This is a genomic window from Luteimonas sp. 3794 (genome assembly GCF_031456825.1).
Taxonomy (GTDB): Bacteria; Pseudomonadota; Gammaproteobacteria; order Xanthomonadales; family Xanthomonadaceae; genus Luteimonas.
In genome coordinates, this window is the sequence record NZ_JAVDVJ010000004.1 from 241,305 (window position 1) to 261,110 (window position 19,806).

The following is a 19,806-nucleotide window of genomic DNA, read 5'->3' on the forward strand; positions in this document are numbered from 1 at the left end:
GACCCCTGCGTCGACGGAGTCCTGCCGGGGCGCTCACCCGATGCTTGCGGGGCCAGCCCTACGGTACGCCTTCCCCATCCCGGAGCGGCACATGGATTACCAGCTCTACTACTGGACCGGCATCCAAGGGCGCGGCGAGTTCGTCCGGCTTGCCCTGGAGGACGCCGGCGCACGCTATGTCGATGTCGCCCAGGAAGCGGGCGATGAGGCGCTGCAGCCCTTCCTCGACGGCGAGCGGGACGGCGCCCGTCCATTCGCCCCGCCGTTCCTGGCATCCGGCAATCTCGTCGTGGCCCAGGTCGCCAACATCCTGCACTTCCTCGGCCCCCGGCTCGATCTGGTGCCCGAAGGCGAAGCCGCGCGACTGCAGGCGCTGCAACTGCAGCTCACCATTGCCGACCTGGTGACCGAGATCCACGACAGCCACCATCCGATTGCCAGCGCCGAATACTACGAGGACCAGAAGGACGCGGCGACGCGTCGCGCCGTGGATCTGCGTACGCACCGGCTGCCGAAGTTCCTCGGTTATTTCGAACAGGTGGTCGGACGCGGCAACGGCCATGCACTGGGCGCCCATTCCTACGTCGACCTGTCGCTGTTCCAGATCGTGCGCGGGCTCGACTACGCGTATCCCGAGGCGATGGCGGCGCTGGCCCCGAAAATCCCTCATTTGCGCAAGCTTGAGAGCCGGATCGCCGAGCGGCCGAACATCGCCGCGTATCTGGCCTCTGAGCGCAGGCTGGCGTTCAACACCAACGGGATCTTCCGGCATTACCCGGAGCTGGATGGGGGGATTACCAATCCTGCTGCCTTGTAAGGCTGCGGCGCCTCCTGTCTACATCTACGGTATGTCATAGTTCCACCGGACAGGCGATCTGGAGTTATTATTTGAGCAGAAATTCACTATTTGTTGTCGTGTGCGTTTGTGTCGCAATGGGCTTCATCGTTTTGGCCTACGGGCCGGGATCCACTCAAAGGGGCGGTCAGCTAGACCGCTCAATAACGGTAGCCGTTGACGGGCCAATCCAAAACGGAGCCATTAGCGGGCTTCAAAGCATAGGCAGTTCGCACCCTACTACAGGTAGAGCGCCATACGTTCTCGAAGAGGCGGATCGCGTAAAAGTTCCTGAGGGGGCAGTTGACGACGCGGTACGCGAGCTCGTACCGCGCGCGAATTCCGGAGATTTACGCGCTTCTCTGGCGCTGTATCGCAAGCAGGATGTCTGCTACTCGGCTTCGCACAAGAGTGTGAACGCGCAGGAGATCGCGATCTATGAGGCAATGGGTGCAGGCGATCAGTTTGAAAAGCGCAGTGCAGACGAAATCGCTGACTGCAGAACTGATGGATCTTCTGATTTCAGTACGCGCGGCTATTGGCTGGATAAAGCTGCTGCCGGCGGATCCCTCGAGGCGAAACTGATCTATGCCACGGATGTCGACGCCTTCTTCCCTAGTGCAGCGGAGATGATTCGCGACCCACAGGGTCTCGAAGAGTACAAGCGAAAATCGGTGCGCTACATGTCGGATCTGGCTGCTAACGGCAACATAGAATCGATGATCTGGATTGCCAGGGCATACGAATCAGGCTGGATGATGGAGCGTAGCCCCGTCAACTCGTATGCTTATTACAAAGCAGTTGATCTTTCAATGCCGGGCGTAATGCCAGGAGACATGTTGAACCACCTTCGGGGCTTGCTCCCTGCAAACGAACAGCTTCGTGCCGACGATCTAGCAAGATCAATACATGGTCGCTGTTGTGACGGGCATTAACGGAAAAACATAAAGGATTATTATGACCCTGAGATCTGGCAAGGCAGTTGGGCTCGGAATTTTTACGGCGGCGTTGGTTGGCTCTGCAGTTTTTTGTGGTAGCTGGCTCCGGGGGTAACCCGGAAGTGTACGGCCCGTACACATGCGTTTCTTCCTGTTTGCTCCAAACCCCCACCATGGATGCTCCAACCGCAGCATTCCTCGCTTGGCATGACGAAGATCAGAACGGAGGAAACTGGTATGCGTCGACTCGGAATACGCGTGTAGCTGGCGATAAGTTTGTTATCTGTAACTCAACTCATTGCGTGACGTATACGCGCACACACAGTGGGGGGTTCTTAGGTAGTACGCCTGTCCCGATCACTCAGCCTGGTGGTGGGGGTGACGGCGGCTATACGCCTCCAGGGCTTGGTGGCGATGGGGGGTCGAATGGGGGAGGCTGTACGGTATGCGATCCCAATCTGGACGAGGATCGGTGGGCGACGTGGGTGATGTGGAGCCTATCATCGACCCGTAATCTAATTCTTCCCCGTTCGAGAGGCGTGCTCCTCTGATCGCCAGTGTCGGCAGGTACGCTCGTTGCGTGCCTGTCTTTGCTTACGGAAGATGTACTTCAGTCTGTTGGCTGCGCCCAATTGGCACTTATCACTGCTGATTGCACGCATCGAAAGTCCCCATGACTAGGCGGTGAGGATCGCAGGAGCAGTTGCTCGACGCCCTGTCGCGTCCAGACATGATCTGACAAGAATCACTCAGCGGCAGTGCTCGCCGCTGAAATCACAAGCCCCGCCATCGCGCGAGGCTTTTGTGGCCCCGGCTCACCGATGAGACCGCGTAGCCGCATTCACGCCCGAAGAGCGCACCGACCTCCAGCAGAAGCTGGCGGACGCTGAGGCTGCGCGCCAAAAGTGACTGATCGGCGAGGTGCGCACGACCTGCGGCCGGTCGTTACAGCACCCTGTCGACGGGCTTACGCGCATCAAGGGCTACATCGGTGAGCTGCGCCGCCGGCTGGCCCGCACCCGCGCTGTCCGCAGCCTCATTGCCTAAGGCGTGCCGGACTGATGGGTACGGCACTGCACAGCGCCGAGCTCGCCACGGATTGCCTGCGGGCGATTCTGACGATGGACAAGGACGCGCAGACCCAGGCCGATGCCGGCGGGAAAACCTAGTTCCAGGGCACAAACACTGGCGCGGAGTGTCGGTCTCGCTGCGTTCGCTACTAGTCCGACGACAAGCAGCCCTCCCGCACGCGTCATCGGGCCCGGCTGACGCCTGTTCGGGCTTGCAGAAACCGCGCGCGCACCTCGGCCGGCGCCACCATGCACGTCTCCCGGCGCCCGAACATGCGATACCGGTTGCGCGCGAGCAGGCGATAGGCCGGATCGCGCAAAGCGCGCGGCACAACACGCAGCACACCCGCAGCGCGCCACAGGCCACCTAGATGCTGCAGCACTTCGATGACCCCGTCGCTGTCATGCCAAGCGGCATCGCCATCAACCAGTAGGAACGACACCGGATCCGTCGGATCGATCCCATGCGCGACCAGCAGATCGTGGCCCACGGGGTCCTGCATCGCAGCGAACCTGAAACCTGCACGGCGATCGTGGCGCAGCAGAAAGCGCACCCAGCCGCTGCACAGCACGCAGACACCATCGAACACGACAATGGGACCGTCGTGCGATGCAGTAGAGGACGCGGGTGGGCTGAGGGAGTTCACATCGGTTTTCCGGACGCGTAGCCATCATGCTGCAATGCGCCAACCACCGGAAGCCACCCTGCCCGTCCCCGAACCGGCCGCGACCGCGCTGCCACCGCCGCCGCCACTGCCGGCCGACGCGGCCCTCTTTCTCGATGTCGACGGCTGCCTGCTGCCGTTCGCGCCGCGACCCGATGCGGTCGAAGTGCCGCCTGCGCTGCTCGCGCGTCTGACCGTGCTGCAACAGACGCTCGGCGGTGCGCTAGCCCTGGTCAGCGGTCGCAATCTCGCCACGCTCGACCAACTGTTCGCGCCCCGGGTGTTCGCCGCCGCCGGGCTGCACGGCGTGGAACGGCGCCGTCTCGGACACACCGGCGTCGCGAGCGACGCACCGCCTGCGCTGGTGCGTGCACGCGACGCCGCCATCGCGCTGGTCGACGCCCACCCGGGCGCGCTGGTCGAAGACAAGGGCGCGGCGCTGGGTCTGCACTGGCGGATGGTCGCGCCCGAGCACAAGGCCGCTGCCGAACTCGCGCTGCGTGCGTTCGCCGCCGGTGCGCTCAGCGGACTGCCCGACTACCAGTTGCAGCCCGGCGACCACGTGATCGAACTGCGCCCGCGCCATGCCGACAAGGGCAGCGCGATTCTCGCGTTCCTGAAAGAGGCACCGTTCGCCGGCCGCGTGCCGGTGTTCGCCGGCGACGACCTCACCGACGAGCCGGGCTTCTGCGCCGTCAACGCCAATGGGGGCATCAGCGTGTTGGTCGGCGATCGCGCCGGCAGCGCCGCCCGCTTCCGTCTGTCCGATCCTGCCGCAGTCCATGCGTGGCTTGGTGTGCCCGCAGACCCGAACCCGGAGACCTCACGATGACCCAACCGCTCGCCCCCAGCCTCGACCTCGGCCTCGTCGGCAACGGCAGTTTCGGCGCGCTTTTCGACCGCAACGCGCGTCTGGTGTGGTCCTGCCTGCCGGCCTTCGATGGCGATCCCGCGTTCTGCGCCCTGCTGTCACCCAAAGAAGGCCACGGCGACTGGTCGATCGAACTCGACGATTTCGAACGCAGCGAGCAGAGCTATGTCGAGAACACCGCGATCCTGCGCACCGTGCTGTACGACCGTCACGGTGCGTCGCTGGAGATCACCGACTTCGCGCCGCGCTGGCGCCAGCACGACCGCTTCTATCGCCCGGTGATGCTGATGCGGCGCGTGCGCCTGCTGTCGGGCAGCCCGCGCATCCGCGTGCTGTTGCGCCCGCTCGCCGACTGGGGCGCGCGCGTGCCCGACAGCACCTGGGGCAGCAACCACATCCGCTACGTGCTGCCGGGTTTCAACCTGCGCGCGACGACCGATCTGCCGATCCGCCTGCTGCGCGACGGCCTGCCCTTCGTGCTCGACCGCGACCTGCATTTCCTGCTGGGCCCCGACGAGACCCTGACCCAGCCGCTGCCGGAATTCGTGCGTGACGCGATCCACCGCACGACGAACTACTGGCGCGAGTGGGTGCGCTACCTGTCGATCCCGCTCGACTTCCAGGAGGCAGTGATCCGCAGTGCGATCACGCTGAAGCTGTGCCAGTACGAAGACAGCGGCGGCATCATCGCGGCGATGACGACCTCGATTCCCGAGGCCGCCGACACCGAGCGCAACTGGGACTACCGTTATTGCTGGGTCCGCGACTCGGCCTTCGTCGTGCGTGCGCTCAACCGTCTCGGCGCGACGCGGACGATGGAGGAGTACATCCGCTACATCTTCAATCTGACGGTCAGCGACGACGGCGACATGCAGCCGCTCTACGGCATCGGTTTCGAACACGAACTCACCGAAGAAACGATGCCGGCGCTGGACGGTTATCGCGGCATGGGCCCCGTGCGCCGCGGCAACCTCGCCTATGTGCAGCGCCAGCACGATACCTACGGCAGCGTCGTGCTCGCCTCGACGCAACTGTTCTTCGACCGCCGTCTGGAGCATCGCGGCGACGAGGCGACGTTCCGCAAGCTCGAACCGCTGGGCGAACTCGCGTTCAAGCTCTTCGATCAGCCCGACGCCGGCCTGTGGGAATTCCGCGGCAAGGCGCATGTGCACACTTATTCGGCGGTGATGTGCTGGGCAGCCTGCGACCGTCTGGCGCGCATCGCCGGGCAGCTCGGCATCGAAGACCGCATCCGCTACTGGCGTGAGCGCGCCGACGGCATGCGCGAACGGATTCTCGGCGAAGCGTGGAACGCCCAGCTCGGTCACTTCGCCGATGCCTTTGGCGGCGACCGGCTCGACGCTTCGCTGCTGCTGCTGGCCGACCTCGGTTTCGTGACTCCGGAAGATCCGCGCTTCATCGGTACGGTCGAGGCGATCGGAAAATCCCTGCGGCATGGCGACGGCCTGTTCCGCTACGTCACGCCCGACGATTTCGGCACGCCCGAGACCAGTTTCACCATCTGCACGTTCTGGTACATCGACGCGCTGGCGTCGATCGGTCGTACGCACGAGGCGCGGCAACTGTTCGAGACCCTGCTGTCGCGCCGCAACCATCTCGGGCTGCTGTCGGAAGATCTCTCGTTCGAGACCGGCGAGGCCTGGGGCAACTTCCCGCAGACCTATTCGCACGTCGGCCTGATCATGGCGGCGATGCGGTTGTCGCGGTCCTGGCAGGAGGCCGCGTGAGCCGCCTGGTCGTCGTTTCCAACCGCGTCGCGCTGCCCGGCGCCAGCCAGAACGGTGGCCTCGCGACCGCACTGGACGCGGCGCTGCAGGAAACCGGCGGCCTGTGGTTCGGCTGGAGCGGCAAGGTCGCACGCGCGCATTCGGGCGACATGCACCGGCAGGACGCGGACGGCATCGAGTATCTGACCGTCGACCTCTCTCGCGAGGACTACGAGGGTTACTACAACGGCTTCTCCAACCGCACGCTGTGGCCGCTACTGCACTTCCGGCTCGATCTCGTCGACTACAACGCACTGACCCAGGCGGCTTATCGCGGGGTCAACGCACTGTTCGCCGAGAAGCTGTCGAAGGAACTGCGCGACGACGACATCGTCTGGGTGCAGGACTACCACCTGTTCCCGCTGGCGCAGGAATTGCGCAAGCGTGGTGTCGGCGCGCGTATCGGCTTCTTTCTGCATGTGCCGTTTCCGTCGGCCGACATCGTCGCCGGCCTGCCGCACCACGAGAAGACCTTCGGCGCACTGTCGTCCTACGATCTCGTCGGCTTCCAGACCGAGCGCGACCTGGAACGCTTCCAGGATTACATCCGCCTGTTCCGCGGCGGCCAGGTGGCCGGCCAGGGGGATCTGCGTGACCACGACGGCCGTCAGTTCACCGCAGCTGCGTTTCCGATCGGCATCGATGCGGGTGTGATCGAATCGCTGGCCGAGACGGCGGCGCGCAGTGCGGCGACGAAGCGCATGCAGGGGAGCCTCAACGGCCGTGCGCTGGCGATCGGTGTCGACCGGCTCGACTACTCCAAAGGTCTGCCAGAGCGCTTCCGCGCAATCCAGCGCTTCTTCGAGCGCCACACCGACCAGCACGGCAAGTTGACCTACCTGCAGATCGCCCCGGTCTCACGCGGCGGCGTTGCCAGCTACCGCGCCCTGCGCCGCGAACTCGAACAATACGCCGGCCACATCAATGGCGCCCATGCCGATCCCGACTGGACGCCTGTCCGCTACGTCAACCGTACCTACCCGCATCCCGCGCTGACCGGTTTCTACCGTCTTTCGCGCATGGCGCTGGTCACCCCGCTGCGCGACGGCATGAACCTGGTCGCGAAGGAATACGTGGCCGCGCAGGACCCTGAGAATCCCGGCGCGCTGGTGCTGTCGATCTTCGCCGGCGCCGCGCGCGAACTCGACGGCGCGCTGTTGGTCAATCCCTTCGACAGCGACGGTGTGGCCGACGCGATTGCGGCGGCGATGACGATGCCGCTGGAAGCACGACGCGAGCGCTGGCAGTCGATGATCACGCGGATCCGCGAATACGACATCCACGCGTGGCGGAAGGATTTCCTGTCGCGGCTGGCAGCGACGCGGCGCTGAGCTGTCGCGTTTCGCAAGATGGTTAGAGTGAAGTAAACCCGTCATCTTCCGCGCTCGAAGGTTGATCGTCTAGTTCGCGATGCCGCGGATCGGCAGGCGTTACTGCTGACGTTTAACCCTCACCCGACGCACTGCGTGCGTCGACCCCGGATCGGGTCCGGGGCAGGCTCTCTTCCGGAGGGAGAGGTGTTGGTCCACTGGGGCAGCGGGTGGAGTTCGAAGCGCCCCGCCAAAATGAGCCGCGTCTGCTCTGAGCCCCTCTCCTCTTGGGAGAGGGGTTGGGGTGAGGGCGCTTTTGGCGCTCTGCCGAAAAGCGCAAAACATCGGTAAAGCCCCACCCCTCACCCCACCATCGGCTCCGCCGATGGTCCTCCCCTCTCCCGGAGGGAGAGGGGCCAACGCGTCATACCCCTGCGGCCGATGGCCTCACGTCTTGGTAGGCAGCCGACATCAAAGCTTCGCTGGCTGGATGATCTCGACCCAATACCCGTCCGGGTCCTTGATGAAGGCGATCGACTTCATCGTGCCGTCGGTCAGGCGCTTCTGGAACGGCACGCCGAGTTCCTCGAATCGCGCACACGCCGCGCGCACGTCCGGCACGCTGACGCAGATGTGGCCGAAGCCGCGCGGGTCGCTGTTGCCGTCGTGGTAGACCGGGCCGTCCTGCGATTCGGTGCCGTGGTTGTGGGTGAGTTCGAGCACGCCCGGCTGGCGCGCGAGCCATTCGCGGCGTGCGTCTTCGTCGTCGGGAATGCCGGCGGTGTCGTCGACCAGGGCGAGGAAGAACAGCGAGAACTTCGCCTGCTCGAAATCGGCCTTGCGCACCAGGGTGAAGCCGAGCACGCGGGTGTAGAACTCGAGCGACGCCACCGGGTCCTTGATCCGCAGCATGGTGTGGTTGAACACGAAGGCGCGGGTCGCGGCGTCGCGCGGGGCGACGCCCGGCACGCTGGCGAGGTCGGCAAGGGTGTGTGCGGTCATGGCACGGCTTCCTGTGAGGGGCCGTCCATTATCGGCGAAGCTGCCGCAAGGCCGCGGTCACGCGGCGTCGGCGGACTCGGGCAGCAGCCAGCCGTGGTAGCGCACCACCGCCCCGGCCAGCGGTAGCGCGGCTTCGATCTCGAACGCGTAGCGCCCGTCGACGTCCCGTTCGTTGCAGCGGATGTCGCGGAACAGCGCGGCCGGCAGCGGCACCAAGCCGAGCAGCCGCGCCCCGGCGACGTTCCAGAAGATCGTGCCGTCCCAGGTATGCAGCACGAACCGGAAGTGCACTGGCCCGATGCGCTCGCGCAACTCGCCATCGCGATGCGAGAGGCGCGAGCGCATACGCGAGGCCTTCGGCGGGGCGCCGAACACGCGCGACCAGACCTCGCCCTGCGGACCACTGGCGAAGTCGACCGTGATCGGCGCCCCGGTCATCGCCCTCGGCATGCCCGCCAGACGCCCGCAGAGGCGGGCCAGCAGCCCGGTGCCGCGCACGACCGTCACCTCGCCCGTGTAGCGCGCCGTGCCGTGCACGCCGTGCAGCGCGCGCAAGGCGTCGGGCAGGCGGAAGAACGCGGCGCCGAGCAGGGTCTGGTAGAGGGTCGGCGTCATCGCGCGGCAGGTCGGATCCGGGCGGCGCAGGATAGCGCCTGCAGGCCCGGTGCGATCAGTCCGGAGTGGGCGGCGTCGACTGCCGTTGAAGTGCCAGCAGCCCGACCAGCACCGCGAGCACCGTATAGGCGGCGGCGAACTGGAACGCGATCGCCTGGCGCAGGCCGTCGAGCTGCCACGGCAGCACCAGCGCGCCGGTCGGATGCACCGAATGGATCACGCCGAACAGCGTGGCCACGGCGGCTGCCAGCAAGGTCGCGACCGCGACCCCGGACCGCCGGTCGACCAGTGCGACCAGCGCGGTCGCCCACAGCATGGCGGTGATGATGAAGCCGTTGCCGAGCACGACGATCGTCGCCATCTCCGGCAGGCCGTGACCGGCATCGACCTGCGCGTACAGCGCGGCCATCCGCTCGGGATCGATCCACGCCGGATTGCCGAACTTGATGTTGAGCAGGTAGGCGATCGCCGGCAGGAACGCCAGCGACACCGCGATCGCGTGTTCGCGCCTGGTGCTGTGGAACGCCTGCACGGTGATGTCGATGCCAACGAAGACGATGATCGGCGCGAGCACCGCGACCGGCAGCCACTGCACCAGGCCGGAGACGAGGCCGAGCATGCCGCCGATGCCGATGAACAGACCCGTCAGCAGCGTGTAACCGGTACGCGCACCCATGTGCTTGTAGGCCGGCTGTCCGATGTAGGGCGTGGTCTGCGCGACACCGCCACAGACGCCGGCGACCAGCGTCGACACGGCCTCGACCAGCAGCACGTCGCGCGTGCGGTAGTCGTCGCCGGCCGCGCGCGCGCTCTCGCTGACGTTGATGCCGCCGACGACCATCAGCAGGCCGAACGGCAGCAGCAGCGACAGATATGGCAACGTCGCGGGCAGGCCTTCGACGAAGCCGAGATTCGGCCACGGCAGTGCCGGCGCGGGCCAGTTGGCATCGGGCAACGCGAAACCCGGCGACAGACCGGCGAGACCGAGGCCGTAATACAGCGCGAGCCCGACGAGCAGGGCGAACGGCACGCCGGGCAGGCGCAGCGGCACCGGCCCACGCGCGACCAGCACGTACAGCAGCAGGCCGAGCGTCGCGAAGCCGGCCACCGGCGAGCGCAGCGTTTCGATCAGCGGCAGGAAGCCGAGCAGCATCAGCGCCGCGCCGCCGATCGAGCCCAGCAGCGCCGCGCGCGGTACCACACGGGTGATCCAGTCGCCGGCGAACGACAGCATCAGCTTCAGCGCGCCCATCACCACCAACGACGCCATGCCGAGTTGCCAGGTGGCGATGCCGGCCGCATTCGCGTCCATGCCCTGCTGCCGGAACGCGACGAATGCCGGGCCGAGCACCAGCAGCGCCATGCCGATGCTGGTCGGCGCATCGAGGCCGAGCGGCATCGCGGTGACATCGTCGCGGCCGGTGCGCTGCGCGAGGCCGCGCGCCATCCACGTGTACATCAGGTTGCCGACCAGCACGCCGAAGGCCGTGCCCGGGAACATGCGCCCGAACACGATGTCGGCCGGCACGCCGAAGATCCCGACCAGCGCCGCGGCGATGAAGCCAAGGATCGAGAGGTTGTCGACGACGAGGCCGAAAAAGCCGTTGATGTCGCCGGGGACAAACAAGCGGGTGCGGTGAGTGGAAGCTGCGGCGGTGGACATCGGTTTCCCGGAATTGGTTGGAATCTCTACACCGTCATTCCGGCGGAAGCCGGGCTTCTAACGGACGAACGTCCGGTCATCCATTTTGATCTTGCTTCAACGTGTCCTTCGCGGAACAACATGCAAAGGCGAGGATCAAAATGGGTTCCAGCTTTCGCTGGAACGACGGGATCAGGCTTCGATAAGTTCGGACGCGCGCTCGCTTGCTCCAGCGAGCGCGAAAAGGCCCGTCACAAAAACTCCTGACGGGTCCATCGATGCCCCTCAGAACCTCGCCGTGAACTCCACACCCCAGGTCCGCGGTTCGTTGATGAAGCCGGTCAGGTTGTTGAAGTCGATGCCGCCGACGATGCGCGTGCTGTCGGTGATGTTGCGGCCGAACACGGCGAGATCGTAGGTGCCCTGGTTCCAGTTCGTGCCCACGCGCAGGCCGCCTTCCAGCGTCGAGCGGCCGCGGAATTCCGGCGATTCGTACAGGAAGAAGTTGACCTGGCCGCGGTAGGCCCAGTCGGTGTAGACGTAGAACTCGGCGTCGTCGCCGACCGGCGTGGCCCAGCGCGCGGTGAGGTTGTGGATCCACTTCGGCGCCTGCGGCAGCGGGTTGCCGTCGACGAGGGCGAAGCCGTCCACGGTCGGATCGGTCACGGTGCAACCGCCGCCGCAGACCGCGACCGCGAGGTTCGGGTCACGGATCTCGGTGTCGTTGTAGCTCGTGCCCCAGGTCACCAGCAGCGTGTCGGTCAGCCAGGCCTGCAGGTCGAGTTCGGCGCCCTGCCCGATCGACTTGTCGGCGTTGAGCAGGATCGCCTGGTTGGTCGCACCGCCCACGGCAATCAGCTGCTGGCCGTCGACGTTGTAGCGGAACAGGTTGAAGCCGATGCGGCCGCGGCGATCCCACAGGTCCGCCTTGACGCCGACCTCGTACGAAACCACTTCTTCCGAATCGGCGACCGAGATGCCGCCGAACGCGAGCCGGCCCTGGATCGACGGTGCGCGAAAGCCCTTGGCGACACGGCCGTAGACGTTGACGTCGTCGTTGATCTCGTAGACCGCACTGGCATCCCAGCTGATGTCGTCGACATCGGTGGTCTCGAAGAACGGGCCGCCGACCGGCGTGCCGAATGGCACCGCCTGCAGCACGCTGGCGCTGAAGTCCTTCTTGTCCTGCGTGTAGCGCAGGCCGCCGCGCAGCTTGAGCTTCTCGCTGACGTCGTATTCGCCAGAGGCGAACAGCGCCCAGGCGGTATTGCGCTGTTCCTGCACGGCGTGGCCGGTCTGCGGATTGCCGGGCGCGAGGGAATCGTAGTTGAGGCTGTCGACGGTCAGTTCCTCGCGGAACCAGAACGCGCCGGCCTGCCAGTCGAAGGGGCCGTCGAGATTCGACTCGATGCGCACTTCCTGGGTGATCTGCTTGTGCTCGGGAATGCCGTCGGCCGATTCTGCCGCGAACGGAATGAAACCGGGCCCCGAATCGGGCAGGAACGCCGCGCCATAACCGCCGTCGATGTCGCCGCGGTTCAAGGATTCCAGCGTCTCGTAACCGGTGATCGAATACAGGCTGTACTGGCCGAAATCCCAGCGCAGACGGGCGCTGCCGCCCCAGGTTTCGAGGTCGGAGAAGTTGACGCCGTCGACCGAGACCGAATCGCGGTCGAAACCCGGCACGAAGCGGTTGCTGCCCGGCTCGACGAGGTTCGCGCGGAACAGGCGCGCGGTGCCGTTGAGATCGCGGCGATGCAGGTTGAACAGGCCTTCGAAGCCGTCGCCCTCGTAGAGGAACTGCACGCGCGCGGCGGATTCGTCGTAGCCCTCGAAGCCGTCGTTGGGCGCGCCGGCCAGGGTGTTGCGCACCGAATCGTCGCGGCGCTGGTACAGCGCCGACACACGCGCCGACCAGCGCTCGGTCAGCGCGCCACCGACCGCGCCTTCGAAGTTCCACATGTTGTCGCTGCCGTAGGCCACCTTGCCGTAACCCTCAAAGTCCTGGCTCGGACGCACCGAGTCGAACTTCACCACGCCGGCCGGCGTGTTGCGGCCGAACAGCGTGCCCTGCGGGCCGCGCAGTACTTCGACGCCAGCGATGTCGAACACCGGGAAGCCCTTCAGCAGCGGATTCTCCAGCACCACGTCGTCGTAGATCAGCGAGACCGGCTGCGAGGCATTGAGATCGAAGTCGGTATTGCCGAGGCCACGGATGTAGAAGCGCGGGAAGGCGCGGCCGTAGCTCGACTCGATGTTGAGGCTGGGCACACGGCCGGACAGGAAGCGGATGTCGGTGCCGCCGCTGCCGAGCACGCCGAGCTTCTCCGCATCGAGCGTGGTGATCGACACCGGCACGTCCTGGATGTTCTCCACGCGGCGCTGGGCGGTGACCTGCACCGCATCGAGCGTGGCGGCGCGTTCCTGCGTCGCGGCGGCCGGCGTGGCCGCATCTTGCGCGAACCCCGTCATCGGCAGGGCGCACGCGAGCGCGAGGGCAAGGCGGGCAGGACGGAACGCGGTCTGGCGGGCGCGGCTGGACGACATAGGGAACACCTCGGCGGGCAGGCTGTGACGCGGGATGGTCAGAACGAAACGTCGGCGTGCAACTGCGAGCGCAGCACCGACAGGTGGCCGGTTTCCTGCTTCCAGGCGACGCGGATCGCCTCGATCGCCGCCGCCTGTTCCGGCGTGTCGGGATGATGCACAACCAGCTCCTTGGAGCGCAGGCGCGACGGCGTGGTCGCCCCCGGCGGCAACCATTGCCCATAGACATCAAGCACGCTCAGTCCGCTGGGGAAGCGCGGCGTGACCTCGCGGTCGAGAAAGTCGAGCCAGCGCTGCTCGGCGGCGGCGGCGTCCTCGGGCGAAGCGTTCCACTGGCCGGTCGCGAAATACAGTTCGGTGCGTACCCAACCCTTGCCCTCTGCAGGTCGCCCTGCATCACCGTGATAGGCGGCGGTGGCGACCGAGGCGGACGGCAGTGCGCCCATCGACGGGGTGCCCGCGCACGCAGCCAGGCACAGTGCCGCCAGCAGCGGCGGCAGAACGCGGGCGTTGGCGAAATGAAGGGCCATGGAGACTTCCTGGAGAACGGCGGCCCGCCATCGTAGGGAGCCGCAAGGGCGGAAATTGTTGCGCTGCCGCAACACTGTATCGCTTTATCCGGATGGACGCATCGAGCATGTTCTGCGACTAATGACGGCCGGCCACCGCGGCCGCGCGTCGCCGGCATCGGACTCCGCACGCACCTCCCCCCGGTTCCGCCGGCGGAGTCCGATGCCGTGCGACGCCTCTTTCGTCCGCACAGGAATCTCCATGTCGCAGTCTCCCCGCCGCGCGGCCGCGTCGCTCGCCGCCGCCATCGCCTTCGCCCTGGGCGCGCCCGCGTTCGCACAGTCCACGCCAAACGACGGCGCGACGCGTCTGGATGCCGTCATCGTCACCGGTACCCGCGCGACCGATCGCACGGTGCTCGAATCGACCTCGCCGATCGACGTGCTCGACGAAGACGACCTGCGCCGCGCCGGCGCGGTCAACGGCGAACTCGGCGCTGCGCTGCAGGCCCTGCTGCCGTCGTTCAACATCCCGCGCCAGTCGAACTCCGGCGGCGCCGACCATATCCGCGCCGCGCAGTTACGCGGCCTCTCCCCGGACCAGGTGCTGGTGCTGATCAACGGCAAGCGCCGGCATGTGTCGTCGCTGGTGACCACGGGCTCGAAGACCGGACGTGGCACCACGCCGGTCGACTTCAACGCCATCCCCCTCAGCGCGATCAAGCGCATCGAAGTCCTGCGCGACGGCGCCGGCGCGCAGTACGGCGCCGATGCGGTCGCGGGCGTGATCAACATCATCCTCGACGACGCCGGCGATGGCGGCGCGATCGAAGCCAGCTACGGCGCGCACCACACGAAGTTCGAACCCACCGACCAGCGCATCACCGACGGCCAGAGTGCGTCACTCGCGGCGAAGGTCGGCACCGCGCTCGGCGACGACGGCTTCCTGCGCGTGGGCCTGGAATACAAGGAACTCTCGCCGACCAACCGCGCCGGTTTCGACCAGATTCCGCCTTGGGACCAGACGCCGCGCAATCTCGAACTGCAGGGCCGGCGCAACTACCAGGCCGGCAACGGCGCGTCCAAGGACATCAGCGGCTGGTTCAATACCGAGATCGCGCTCGGCGACGCTGCAACGTTCTACGCGTTCGGCACCTACATCCAGCGCGACACCGAAGGCGCGAACTATTTCCGCTATCCCGATGGCGAAGCGAACTGGCTCGAGGTGTATCCGAACGGCTTCCGCCCCGTGTCGATCGGCGAAAACCTCGACATCGCCGGCGTCGCCGGCGTGCGCGCGCAGTGGGGCGAGTGGGATGTCGACGCCAGCCTCAACCACGGCCGCAACGAATTCACCTATCGCCTGCGCGATTCGATCAATGCCTCGCTGGGTCCATCCAGCCCGACGCGCTTCAAGACCGGCGATTACGCGTTCGACCAGACGCTGGCCAATGTCGACGTCAGCCGCCTGTTCGCGCAGGGCGACAATCTGCACACCTTCGCCACCGGCGTGGAGTTCCGCGTCGAGAACTACGAGACCGGCGCCGGCGATCCGGCGAGCTACGCGGCCGGCCCGTTCACCGATCGCCCGACGGGTTCGCAGGCCGGCGGCGGCCTGACCCCGCAAGACGAGGCTGACCTCGACCGCGATGTCGCCAGTGTCTACGCCAGCATGTCGAGCAGTTTCGGCGAGAAGCTCAGCACCGATGCCGCAGTGCGCTACGAGCACTACAGCGACTTCGGCGGCGAAGTCACCGGCAAGCTCGCCGCGCGTTACGCATTCGTGCCGGCGTTCGCGTTGCGCGGCGCGCTGTCGAAGAACTTCCGCGCGCCATCGCTCGGCCAGATCGGCTACGAATCCACCGGCACCGGCTACAACGCCGCCGGCCAGCTGATCCAGAGTCGCCTGCTGTCGGTCAACAGCCCGATCGCCCGCGCACTCGGCGCGACCGACCTCACGCCCGAGCAGTCGATCAACGCCAGTCTCGGTTTCACCAGCCAGATCGGTGAGAACTTCGACTTCTCCCTTGATCTGTTCCAGATCGACATCGACGACCGCGTCGCGCTGTCGGAAGCGATCACCAGCGATGCGCTAACCGATTTCATCGACGCCGAATTCGGTGTGCCGGGTGTGCAGAGCGTCAGCTTCTTCACCAATGCCGCCGACACGCGCACGCGCGGCGCCGAGGCCGTCGCCAACTGGCGGCATCCGCTGGCCGGCGGCTCACTGCTGTTGACGGGCACCTGGAGTTATGCGGACACCGAGATCAAGCGTGTCATCGCGACGCCTGCCGCACTGTCGGCAGTAGTGCCGGACGCGGTGCTGTTCGGCGTCGAGGAAAGCAACACGCTGACCGACGCCGCGCCGCGCACGCGTTCTGCCTTCACCGGCAGCTGGGGGAACGATCGCCTCAATCTGCTCGCCCGCGTCACCCGCCACGGCAGCACCAAGCGCGTCTTCAACTTCGGCGGCGGCTTCGAACCCGAGCAGGTCTACGGCGCGAAGTGGCAGCTCGACGCGGAAGCCGAAGTGCGCCTCGGTGACAAGTGGACGCTCGCGATCGGCGGCCAGAACCTGACCGACGAATACGCCGACCTGTCGAACGAGGACATCTTCTACTTCGGCAACCTGCCCTACGACGTGCTGTCGGGTATCGGCAGCAGCGGTGCGTATTACTACACGCGGGTGCGTTACGCGTTCTGAGGTTGGAGTCGGGGCTTCACCGCATTTTTCCTTCTCCCTCCGGGAGAAGGTGCCCGAAGGGCGGATGAGGGCGCTTTGTTCTATGCGCTCCGGTAGAGTCCGAACCCACACCCGACGCGCTCTGCGCGTCGACCCCGGATCAGGTCCGGGGCAGGCTCTCTCCCTGAGGGAGAGGTGCTGGGTCAATTGGGGCTGGCGAGCCAAGCTTTAGAAGCCTCAGGCCATCCACACCAGCGTCGCGATCCGCCCCGTGCGCTGGTCTCGACGATGCGAGAAGAACGCCTCAGGCTCGGCGATCGTGTCGCGGTCGCCGCCATGGATCGCATCAGCGCGAATCCCCACCGCTTCGAGACGCCGGCGCGCGAGCGCGTACAGATCGAGGCCCCAGTGCCCGGCACGCGTGGCGACGAACGCAGCATCCGCACCCGGATCGCCCGCGACGAACGCATCACGCACCTCGGCCCCGATTTCGTACGACGCCGGTCCCGCGGCCGGCCCGAGCCATACCCGCACCTGCGTCGGCGACGTGCGCATCGCCGCGACGGTCGCTTCCAGCACGCCCGCCGCGAGACCACGCCAACCCGCATGCGCCGCGCCGATTTCACTGCCGTCATCGGCGGCGAACACCACCGGCAGGCAGTCCGCGGTCAGGATCGCGAGCACCACACCCGCTTCCGAGGTCACCGACGCATCGGCCTCCACCAGCGCCTGCTGCGCATCGCCCGCCGGCGCCACGAAGCGCGCGACCTCGACGCCGTGCACCTGCTGCAGCCAGTGCGGCGGCGATGGCAGGCCGGCAATGTCGACCAGCGCGTCGCGATTGCGCGCGACCGCGTCCGGTGCGTCACCGGCGGCGCTGCGATGATTGCCGAGATTGAAACTGTCGAACGGGGCCTGCGACACACCCGCCCCATGGCGCAGCGTCGTCAGCGCCTGCACGCCGCGCGGCGCAGGCCAGTCGGCGTGCAGCAGTGCGCTCACCGGCGGCCCATCTCCGCGTGCTGGATTGCGTCCGCACGCAGCACCTTCAGCAACATTTGCATGTCCTCAGGCAGCGGCGCGCTGCAGCGCACGGCCTCGCCGGTGACCGGGTGCTTGAACTCCAGCGTTTCCGCGTGCAGCGCCTGGCGGCGGAAGCCGCGCAGAGTCGCGATCATCTCGTCCGACGCGCCCTTGGGCAATTTGAGCGAGCCGCCGTAGAGCGGGTCGCCGAGGATCGAATGCCGCAGATGCGCCATGTGCACGCGGATCTGATGCGTGCGGCCGGTCTCGAGCCGGCATTCGAGCGCGGTGTGCGCGCGGAAACGTTCGCGCAGACGGTAATGGGTCACGGCTTCGCGCCCGTCCTCGCGCACGCCCATGCGCAGGCGGTCGCGCGGGTGACGGTCGATCGGCGCATCCGCGGTGCCGCCCGAGACCAGCGCGCCGACGACGACGGCCAGGTACTGGCGATGCACGTCGCGCGCCGACAGCTGCTCGACCAGCGCGTTGTGCGCTTCGAGTGTGCGCGCGACCACCATGACGCCCGAGGTATCCTTGTCGAGCCGGTGCACGATGCCCGCGCGCGGCAGCGTCGCCAGCGAGGCATCGCGGAACAGTAGCGCATTGACCAGGGTGCCGTCGTAATTGCCGGCGCCCGGGTGCACGACCAGCCCGGCCGGCTTGTCGACCACGATCACTTGGTCGTCCTCGAACAGCACCGACAGCGGTATGTCCTGCGGCTCGGCCGTGGTCTGGGTCTCGAGCACGACGTTCAGGCTGACGGTCTCCCCGCCCACCACCGCATCGCGCGGCCGCGGCACCTCACCGTTGAGCAGCACCTCGCCGGATTTGATCCAGGTGGTCAGCTTGGAGCGGGAGTACTGGGGGAAGAGCTCGGCGAGCACGGCGTCGAAACGGCGCCCTGCCGCGGCATCCGGCACCGTGGCGGTGCGCTGGTCGGAGAGGTCGCTGGGGTCTTGCTGCATCGGGACGGCTCGGGTTCAGGCGGGGAAAGCCGGGCGATCCACCCGGACTGGTATTATCCGCGCTTCGTGTCCATACGCCCAAACGCCCTCATGACCCCACGCCTCGCCTCGCCGATCCGCGCCCTGGCCCGCACTTCGCTGCTCCTGCTGCTGGTCGTCATGGTCGCCGCGGGCTGCTCCCGCAACACCAAGGACGACGAGAACGAAGGCGTGCCCGTCGCCGAGCTCTACCAGAAGGGCCACGACTCGATGCGCAAGGGCAACTGGAGCAACGGCGCCAATTCGTTCCGCCGCCTGGTCGCCCAGTACCCCTACGGCCCCTACACCGAGCAGGCGCTGGTCGAGACCGCGTATGCCAATTACAAGATGGGCAACAACGAGGAAGCGATCTCGGGCATCGACCGCTTCATCCGCACCTACCCCACGCACCGCAACATCCCCTACATGTACTACCTGCGCGGCCTGGTGAACTCCAACCGCGACACGGTGTTCCTGCAGCGCGTGTGGAGCCTGGACAGCAGCCGCCGTGATCTCGCTTCGCCCAACCAGGCCTACGCGGACTTCAACACGGTGGCCGACCGCTATCCGAACAGCCGTTACGCCGCCGATGCGCGCGCCCGCATGGCGACGCTGCGCAACACCTTCGCGCGTCACGAGATCGAGACCGGCCTGTACTACCTGCGCCGCGAGGCCTACGTGGCCGCTGCGCAGCGCGCGACCTACCTGCTCGAAACCTACCCGCAGAGCGAGTACCAGAACGATGCGGTCGCCCTGCTCGCGGCGAGCTACGCCAACCTCGGCAACGACACACTGGCCGCGGATGCGCGTCGCGTGCTGGAGCAGAACGAGCCCGATCACCCGTCGCTGACCGGCAAGTGGCCGAACGAGCCGTGGAAGATCCGTCGCCTCAACCCCTTCGCCAGCGAGCGCACCGCGATCGACAACGATCGCGACTGAGCTTCGGGTTGCAGGTCTTTAGAACGCCGCCTTCGGGCGGCGTTCTGCTTTTTGGGGTTTGCGGTGTCGACCTGGCAACGGTAGGCCTGCAGCATCCGTTCGGCCTTCGCCGGCCTGCGTTCGCTGTCTTTGGATTTGGATTTGGATTTGGATTTGGATTTGGATTTGGATTTGGATTTGGCTTTGGATTTGGCTTTGGCTTTGGCTTTGGCTTTGGCTTTGGCTTTGGCTCTCAGCTTTTGACTTGAATCGAGCCGTAGAGCGAGCCGAGCACCGGAGCCTGGCGGGGCCAAAGAGCAGCCCATGTCTGAGCGCAGCGAGTTTGGGCTGCGTGCCGCGTCAGGCGAGGAGCGGAGGGCACCGATGCGGCTTCATCGCATCGGCTCG

15 protein-coding genes are annotated in these 19,806 nt (G+C 66.5%); 7 read left to right on the forward strand and 8 right to left on the reverse strand.

Annotation, left to right across the window (positions count from 1 at the left end):
* The first annotated feature begins 91 nt into the window (after nucleotides 1–91).
* Nucleotides 92–817 carry a glutathione S-transferase gene (locus tag J2X52_RS08995; RefSeq protein ID WP_310151808.1) on the forward strand — a complete coding sequence of 242 codons (726 nt, stop codon included), beginning with the start codon at nucleotides 92–94 and terminating at the stop codon, nucleotides 815–817.
* Between the two features lie 431 nt (nucleotides 818–1,248).
* Nucleotides 1,249–1,770 (forward strand): hypothetical protein, encoded by a 522-nt coding sequence (locus tag J2X52_RS09000; protein WP_310151810.1) that lies wholly within the window; start codon nucleotides 1,249–1,251, stop codon nucleotides 1,768–1,770.
* A 1,255-nt stretch (nucleotides 1,771–3,025) separates the two neighbouring features.
* On the opposite strand, the gene J2X52_RS09005 is transcribed toward J2X52_RS09000, so the two are convergent.
* Entirely contained in the window at nucleotides 3,026–3,490 is a 465-nt protein-coding gene (locus J2X52_RS09005) for a thiol-disulfide oxidoreductase DCC family protein (protein WP_310151813.1), read from the reverse strand.
* 34 nt (nucleotides 3,491–3,524) lie between these two features.
* Between J2X52_RS09005 and otsB the strand changes: the two genes are divergently transcribed.
* Genes otsB through J2X52_RS09020 form a run of 3 tightly spaced genes read left to right on the forward strand, consistent with a single transcriptional unit; the run spans nucleotide 3,525 to nucleotide 7,497 of the window.
* The gene (gene otsB, locus J2X52_RS09010; RefSeq protein ID WP_310151817.1) at nucleotides 3,525–4,340 is read left to right on the forward strand and encodes a trehalose-phosphatase; all 816 of its coding nucleotides are present in this window, start codon (nucleotides 3,525–3,527) and stop codon (nucleotides 4,338–4,340) included.
* Nucleotides 4,337–6,127, forward strand: coding sequence for a glycoside hydrolase family 15 protein (locus J2X52_RS09015; protein WP_310151821.1), 1,791 nt, complete (start codon nucleotides 4,337–4,339; stop codon nucleotides 6,125–6,127). Before otsB ends, J2X52_RS09015 begins: the two co-directional genes overlap by 4 nt.
* Nucleotides 6,124–7,497 carry a trehalose-6-phosphate synthase gene (locus tag J2X52_RS09020; RefSeq protein WP_310151823.1) on the forward strand — a complete coding sequence of 458 codons (1,374 nt, stop codon included), beginning with the start codon at nucleotides 6,124–6,126 and terminating at the stop codon, nucleotides 7,495–7,497. Before J2X52_RS09015 ends, J2X52_RS09020 begins: the two co-directional genes overlap by 4 nt.
* A gap of 450 nt (nucleotides 7,498–7,947) precedes the next feature.
* Here J2X52_RS09020 and gloA read toward each other — a convergent pair whose 3' ends face one another.
* The 5 genes from gloA to J2X52_RS09045 all read right to left on the reverse strand — a co-directional run bounded on the left by gloA (nucleotide 7,948) and on the right by J2X52_RS09045 (nucleotide 13,812).
* Complete coding sequence (gloA, locus tag J2X52_RS09025) at nucleotides 7,948–8,478, reverse strand: lactoylglutathione lyase (RefSeq protein ID WP_310151825.1); 531 nt, start codon at nucleotides 8,476–8,478, stop codon at nucleotides 7,948–7,950.
* A 57-nt stretch (nucleotides 8,479–8,535) separates the two neighbouring features.
* Complete coding sequence (locus J2X52_RS09030) at nucleotides 8,536–9,093, reverse strand: DUF4166 domain-containing protein (RefSeq protein WP_310151828.1); 558 nt, start codon at nucleotides 9,091–9,093, stop codon at nucleotides 8,536–8,538.
* Between the two features lie 55 nt (nucleotides 9,094–9,148).
* Nucleotides 9,149–10,756, reverse strand: a complete 1,608-nt coding sequence (locus J2X52_RS09035; RefSeq protein ID WP_310151831.1) for a hypothetical protein — start codon at nucleotides 10,754–10,756, stop codon at nucleotides 9,149–9,151.
* A gap of 264 nt (nucleotides 10,757–11,020) precedes the next feature.
* The gene (locus tag J2X52_RS09040) at nucleotides 11,021–13,282 is read right to left on the reverse strand and encodes a TonB-dependent receptor (protein ID WP_310151834.1); all 2,262 of its coding nucleotides are present in this window, start codon (nucleotides 13,280–13,282) and stop codon (nucleotides 11,021–11,023) included.
* A 38-nt stretch (nucleotides 13,283–13,320) separates the two neighbouring features.
* Nucleotides 13,321–13,812 (reverse strand): DUF3574 domain-containing protein, encoded by a 492-nt coding sequence (locus J2X52_RS09045; RefSeq protein WP_310151837.1) that lies wholly within the window; start codon nucleotides 13,810–13,812, stop codon nucleotides 13,321–13,323.
* 241 nt (nucleotides 13,813–14,053) lie between these two features.
* Here J2X52_RS09045 and J2X52_RS09050 point away from each other — a divergent pair, with 241 nt between their 5' ends.
* On the forward strand, nucleotides 14,054–16,495 hold the full coding sequence (locus J2X52_RS09050) for a TonB-dependent receptor (protein ID WP_310151839.1): 2,442 nt from the start codon (nucleotides 14,054–14,056) through the stop codon (nucleotides 16,493–16,495).
* Nucleotides 16,496–16,711: 216 nt separating this feature from the next.
* On the opposite strand, the gene pgeF is transcribed toward J2X52_RS09050, so the two are convergent.
* Together pgeF and rluD are read right to left on the reverse strand one after the other, a co-directional pair.
* Nucleotides 16,712–17,476, reverse strand: coding sequence for a peptidoglycan editing factor PgeF (gene pgeF, locus J2X52_RS09055; protein WP_310151843.1), 765 nt, complete (start codon nucleotides 17,474–17,476; stop codon nucleotides 16,712–16,714).
* A complete protein-coding gene (gene rluD / locus J2X52_RS09060) occupies nucleotides 17,473–18,462 on the reverse strand; it encodes a 23S rRNA pseudouridine(1911/1915/1917) synthase RluD (protein WP_310151846.1) in 990 nt (329 codons plus the stop codon). Before rluD ends, pgeF begins: the two co-directional genes overlap by 4 nt.
* 90 nt (nucleotides 18,463–18,552) lie before the next feature.
* Here rluD and J2X52_RS09065 point away from each other — a divergent pair, with 90 nt between their 5' ends.
* The gene (locus J2X52_RS09065; RefSeq protein ID WP_310151849.1) at nucleotides 18,553–19,419 is read left to right on the forward strand and encodes an outer membrane protein assembly factor BamD; all 867 of its coding nucleotides are present in this window, start codon (nucleotides 18,553–18,555) and stop codon (nucleotides 19,417–19,419) included.
* The last annotated feature ends 387 nt before the right edge of the window (nucleotides 19,420–19,806 follow it).

Bases quoted from the DNA above. Each gene is read 5' to 3' on its own strand.
- J2X52_RS08995 (WP_310151808.1), top strand. From the start codon at position 92: ATGGATTACCAGCTCTACTACTGGACCGGCATCCAAGGGCGCGGCGAG.
- J2X52_RS09050 (WP_310151839.1), top strand. From the start codon at position 14,054: ATGTCGCAGTCTCCCCGCCGCGCGGCCGCGTCGCTCGCCGCCGCCATC.
- J2X52_RS09015 (WP_310151821.1), top strand. From the start codon at position 4,337: ATGACCCAACCGCTCGCCCCCAGCCTCGACCTCGGCCTCGTCGGCAAC.
- J2X52_RS09030 (WP_310151828.1), bottom strand. From the start codon at position 9,093: ATGACGCCGACCCTCTACCAGACCCTGCTCGGCGCCGCGTTCTTCCGC.
- gloA (WP_310151825.1), bottom strand. From the start codon at position 8,478: ATGACCGCACACACCCTTGCCGACCTCGCCAGCGTGCCGGGCGTCGCC.
- J2X52_RS09040 (WP_310151834.1), bottom strand. From the start codon at position 13,282: ATGTCGTCCAGCCGCGCCCGCCAGACCGCGTTCCGTCCTGCCCGCCTT.
- rluD (WP_310151846.1), bottom strand. From the start codon at position 18,462: ATGCAGCAAGACCCCAGCGACCTCTCCGACCAGCGCACCGCCACGGTG.
- J2X52_RS09065 (WP_310151849.1), top strand. From the start codon at position 18,553: ATGACCCCACGCCTCGCCTCGCCGATCCGCGCCCTGGCCCGCACTTCG.
- J2X52_RS09035 (WP_310151831.1), bottom strand. From the start codon at position 10,756: ATGTCCACCGCCGCAGCTTCCACTCACCGCACCCGCTTGTTTGTCCCC.
- J2X52_RS09045 (WP_310151837.1), bottom strand. From the start codon at position 13,812: ATGGCCCTTCATTTCGCCAACGCCCGCGTTCTGCCGCCGCTGCTGGCG.
- otsB (WP_310151817.1), top strand. From the start codon at position 3,525: ATGCGCCAACCACCGGAAGCCACCCTGCCCGTCCCCGAACCGGCCGCG.